Below are 5,077 nucleotides of genomic sequence, written 5' to 3'. Positions count from 1 at the left end.
CGCCCTGCTCATGGCGGCCCTGGCGTTCGTGACCGTCTTCCTGGCGGCGGCGCTGCCCCGCGTCTCGGACCGGGGTGCCAACGCCGCGCTGCGGGACTACATGAGCCACCAGAACCTCAACCAGGCCAGCCTGCAGAGCGCCAGCAAGACCCAGCTGTCCGACACCGCCGCCGCACTCGACGCCGTCCAGCAGAAGCTCACCGGGCGCATCGGCAAGAAGCTGACGCTCTCGGAGCCCGGCGAGGCCTACGGTACGAAGGCGCTGGCCGACGGCCCGATGGACAATCCGGGCTACGCCCGGCTCTCCGAGGCTCCCCCGAGCATGAGCGTGATGTACCTGCACGGTCTCGCCGACCGGGTGACCCTGACCGACGGCACGTGGCCCGGTAGCACCCCCGCCGGCCTCGGCGAACCGCTGCCGGTCGTCATGAGCCGCCAGGCCGCCGAGACCATCGGCGTCAAGCTCGGCGACACCGTCGACAACGACGGCGGAGGGGCACGCTCGACCCGGCGCAGCCTGGTGGTCGGCCTCTACCGGGCCAACGATCCGCAGGATCCGTTCTGGGCCGACCTGGGCTGCCCGGACCGTGCCTGCCTGCACATCGACACCAAGGGCGCCGCCTGGTGGCAGACCACCGCGTTCGTCGACGGTGCCAACGTGTCAGCGCTGGCCCTCTGGGGCTCCGGCGGTGAGAACTTCTGGCGGTTGCCCGTCGATTCCGCCTCCCTGCGGGCCGACCAGCTCGGCGAGACCCGCGCTTCCATCGCCTCGTTCCAGACCGGGCCCGGTGCCACGGCCCTGGTAGCCGAGACCGGACGCCGGGACCTGCGCACCAGCTCGGACCTGACCGACCTCCTCAACCGGGCGGAGGCCCGCTACCGGGCGGCCATGCCGCTGAGCGCGATCGGGCCGGCCGGTGTCGCGGGTGTGGCGGTGGTGGTGCTGTGCCTGGCCGCCGCGCTCAGCACGGACCGGCGCAGTGCCGAGATCCGGTTGTTGCGGGCGCGTGGCGGTTCGCGCGGCGGGGTGCTGCTGTGGCTGCTCGGTGAGGGCGTGGCGACGGTGCTGCCCGCCGCGGTGCTCGGGCTGGTGCTCGCGTTGGTGCTGCTGCCGACGCCGCGGTGGGGTTACGCGGTGCTGGCGGCCCTGGCCGCCACGTTGCTGGCACTGCTGGCCTTTCCGGTCCGCGCCGCGCTGCTGTGGTCGCGCGAGCGGGCGCCCGGGGGCTGGCGGCGGGTGGTCGGTGAGGCCGTGGTGCTGGCCGTCACGGTCGCGGCGGTGGTGGAGGTCCGTCGGCACGGCGTGGGCCGGCCCGGCGGCGACGGGATGGACCCTCTGCTGGTGGCCGCGCCGCTGCTGCTGGCCGTCAGCGGTGGGTTGGTGCTGGCACGGGTCGAGCCGGTGGTGGTCGGCTGGCTGGCCGCGGCGGCCGGCCGCGGTCGGGGCCTGGTCGGTTTCCTGGGGCTGGCCCGGGCGGCCCGGGACACCTCGGGCCGCCGTCGGCCCTCGGTGCTGCCGTTGCTGGCGCTGCTGATCGCCGTCACCAGCACCGGTTTCGGTTCGACCGTGCTCGATACCGTCGACGGTGTCCGTACACGGGCCGCGCGGATCTCGACCGGCGGTGACGTCTCCGTGGTGATCCCGGACTACGCCACCCTGTCGGAGTCGTTCACCAAGGCCGCCGCCGAACTGCCCGGTGTCCGGTCCGCGACCGGGCTCCTGATGGAGCCCAAGGCCACGTTCATCGGTGGCGACCAGGACTACACCAGGGCCGCCCTGGTGGTGGCCGAGCCGAACGCGTACGCCGCGATCGCCCGCAGTCTCGGGGTCGGCGAGTTCGACCCGGCGAAGCTCGCCGGGAGCCCGGGCGGTCGCGACACCCCGGTGCCCGCCCTGTTCAGCCGCGACCTGGCCAAGCGCTTGGCCGCCGGGCCGGCCAAGGTCCGTACCCCCAGCGGGAACGAGCTGGCCACGACGGTCGCCGGGATCATCACCGCCACCCCGGCGCTGCCGGACCCCGGCACGCCGTTCGTCGTGGTGCCCGCCGGCCCCGCCGCCGAGCGGATACCGGAGCTGAAGCGGACGAACAAGTGGATCGCCGTCGGCGACGTCGACCCCGACCAGCTCCGGACGACGCTCCTGGAGCGCGGCCTGACCCAGCCGACGGGCATCGCCAAGCTGGTCTCGGACGCGGCCGCGGCCGCCGGCAAGTCCAGCCACGGCCTGCCGCCCGGCTACACCGTCCACAGCAGCCGCGAGCGGGCCGACCAGCTCGGCGACGACCCGCTCCAGCAGGCCGCCGGGTCCTTCTTCTGGTACGCGGCCGCCGCCGCGGCCGGATTCGCCCTGCTCGCCGTCCTGCTGACGCTGTTCCGGGCCGCGCCCGACCGCGCCGCCGTGCTGGCCAGGCTGCGCACCATGGGCCTGCGGCCGCGGCAGGGCCTGGCCCTGATCATCGCCGAGGCACTGCCCCAGGCCCTGACGGCCGCCGTGGGCGGCGGCCTGGTCGCGGTCGTGGCGGTCGCCCTGCTCGGACCCGCCTTCAACCTGTCGACCCTGGTCGGCGCCCAGGTCCGCGACGCCCTGACCCCCGCGCTGATGCCGGTGCTGCTGCCGACCGGCGGCCTGGCCCTGCTGGTCGTCCTCGCCGTCGTCGTGGAGACCCTGGTCGCCGGACGGCGCCACCTCGCCACCGAACTGCGGGCGGGGGAGCAGTCATGACACCGGGGCCGGAGGAACGGGCCGTGACAGCGGAGCACAGCGCCGGAACAGTGGGGACCGGCGGGAAGAAGCAGACAGTCGAGACGGGAGACCACCGGTGAAGAGCACCCCCCAGGAGCGGCCGGCCGCCGAGGCCCCCAGCCTGCAGGAGCTCCGGCAGCGGGCCCTGGCAGCGGCCTCGCCCAAGAACTTCGGCGAGGGCGCGGCGATCGTCTGCGACCGGCTCGTCCGGATCTTCAGCGCCGAAGGGGTCGAGGTCCAGGCCTTGCAGGGCCTGGAGCTGACCATCCAGCAGGGTGACCTGGTCGCCCTGGTCGGCGCCTCCGGCAGCGGCAAGTCCACCCTTCTCACCATCCTCGCCGGGCTCGACGTGCCGACCGCCGGCACCGCCACCGTCGCGGGCTGCGACCTGCTGGAGATGCCCGCCAAGGAACGGCTGCGCTACCGGCGCGAGGTGGTCGGCTTCATCTGGCAGCAGACGGCCCGCAACCTGCTGCCCTTCCTGACCGCCGCCCAGAACATCGCGCTGCCCATGCAGCTGCGCGGGCGCCGGTCCGGGAACGGCTCGAAGCAACAGGCCGCCCGGGTCGCCGAGTTGATGGAGGCGCTGGAGATCGGCGACCTCGCCCACCGGCGTCCGAACGAGCTGTCCGGCGGCCAGCAGCAGCGGGTGGCGATCGCGGTGGCGATGGCCAACAACCCGCCGGTGCTGCTCGCCGACGAGCCGACCGGTGAGCTGGACTCCGAGACCGCGGGCGTGATCTTCGAGTCCTTCCGCACCGTCAACCGGGAGCTGGGCGCCACCGTGGTCATCGTCACCCACGACCCGATGGTCGCGGGCGAGGTCCGCCGCACGGTCGCCATCCGGGACGGACGGACCAGCAGCGAGGTGCTGCGCCGCACCGTCACGGACGAGCACGGCGAGGAGTCGGTCAACGAGCGCGAGTACGTGATGCTGGACCGCACCGGGCGGGTGCAGCTGCCGGTCAAGTTCCTGGAGGCGCTCGGTATGGAGCACCGGGTGGCGGTGGACCTCGCGGCCGACCACATCGAGGTCCGCCCGGACGACCTCGCCGGGCACTGACGCGGTGTCAGCCGTCGCCGCCCATCCGCTGGAACAGGCCGCTGCGCTCGGCGTCCTTCCGGAGGCCGTCCTTCCGGAGGTCGGGCGGCGCCTGCTCGTCGGAGCGTTCGCTGCGGGAGGTGGCGGTGCAGAGGGCGAAGACGAGAAGGGCGCTGGCCGCGACGGCGAGGATGCCCAGTGCGGTCAGGACGCGTAGCCAGGTCAAGGTAGTGCCTCCTGGGGACGGTGCGAGGGAGCGCCGTCGGGTGTATCGGCAGCTCGGCCCGCACGGTCGAGTGCCCACCGTCGGTTGTTCCCGTCGGCCGCCGCGCGAGAGGTCGTTCGCACGGGCGCCTGAAGCACGGGCGGGGCGCGTCACACCCCTTCGCGCGCCCCTGTGGCGGTGACGGCCCGGTCGTTCGCGAGCGCGCGGAGGGCGGTGAGGTCGGGTTTCCCCAGGCCGTTCAGGGGGATGGCCGGGAGGAGCAGGACGTCGTCCGGCGTGCACCGGCGGTCCCCGTGCTCCCGGACCCAGCGGCGCAGCTGTTCCGCCGTCACCCGCGCGCGGGGGGTGACGGTCACCGCGGCGTTGACGCGCTGGAGGCCGTCCCCGTCGGCGGTCGCGAACATCACCGCCTCGCGGACGTCCGGGTGGGTGCGGAGCGGCTCCTCGACCTCGCGAGGGAACACATTGTGCCCCTCGATGATGGCCATCGGGTCCCGCCGCCCGGCCACCGTCAGATAGCCGGCCGCGTCCAGGCTGCCCAGGTCCCCGGTGTACAGCCAGCCGTCGCGCAGCACCCGTGCCGTCAGCTCCGGGTCGCGCCAGTAGCCGGCCATCGCGGTCGGGGTGCGCACGCAGATCTCCCCGGTGCGGCCCGGCGGCAGCGGTGCGCCCTCCTCGTCCAGGATGCGCACCTCGGTGTCCGGGAACGGGCGGCCGGCGGTGGTCAGCAGCGGCGGGGCCAGGTGCTCGTCCGGGCTGAGCCGCGAGACCGGGCCGCACTCCGTCAGGCTGTAGGTCTGGTGCAGCACCCGGCCCAGCCGCCGGGTCGCCTCGGCCAGCCGGCGCGGCGAGGGCGGGCAGCCGGTGTAGCCGACCCGGCGCAGGCTGCCGGTGTCGGTCGCGGGCAGCAGCGGGTGGTCCAGCAGGCGGTGGAGCAGGTGCGGCGGCAGGTAGGCCCGGGACACCCGGTGCCGCTCGATCGCCGCCAGCACCTCCCCGGCGTCGAAGCCCTCCTGCATCACCACCGTGCCGCCCGCCGCCAGGGCGAAGTCCGCCGTGGTGCCGC

4 protein-coding genes are annotated in these 5,077 nt (G+C 74.5%); 2 read left to right on the top strand and 2 right to left on the bottom strand.

Translation table 11 applies throughout. The annotated features are described in order from the left end of the window. The coding region (locus J0670_RS29735) for a hypothetical protein (RefSeq protein WP_207814797.1) at positions 1-2,722 on the top strand (2,722 nt) is incomplete at its 5' end. Positions 2,723-2,819: 97 nt separating this feature from the next. Beyond that, the gene (locus J0670_RS29730) at positions 2,820-3,806 is read left to right on the top strand and encodes an ABC transporter ATP-binding protein (RefSeq protein WP_207814796.1); all 987 of its coding nucleotides are present in this window, start codon (positions 2,820-2,822) and stop codon (positions 3,804-3,806) included. A 7-nt stretch (positions 3,807-3,813) separates the two neighbouring features. On the opposite strand, the gene J0670_RS29725 is transcribed toward J0670_RS29730, so the two are convergent. Together J0670_RS29725 and J0670_RS29720 are read right to left on the bottom strand one after the other, a co-directional pair. Further along, positions 3,814-4,011: a hypothetical protein gene (locus tag J0670_RS29725; RefSeq protein WP_207814795.1), complete on the bottom strand. Its 198-nt coding sequence runs from the start codon at positions 4,009-4,011 to the stop codon at positions 3,814-3,816. A gap of 149 nt (positions 4,012-4,160) precedes the next feature. Further along, the coding region (locus J0670_RS29720) for a class I adenylate-forming enzyme family protein (protein WP_207814794.1) at positions 4,161-5,077 on the bottom strand (917 nt) is incomplete at its 5' end.

Source organism: Streptomyces sp. FH025, assembly GCF_017427025.1.
In the GTDB taxonomy this organism is placed as follows: Bacteria; Actinomycetota; Actinomycetes; order Streptomycetales; family Streptomycetaceae; genus Kitasatospora.
Note: the sequence above shows the minus strand (reverse complement) of the source record. Positions and strands in the feature narration are given on the sequence as shown.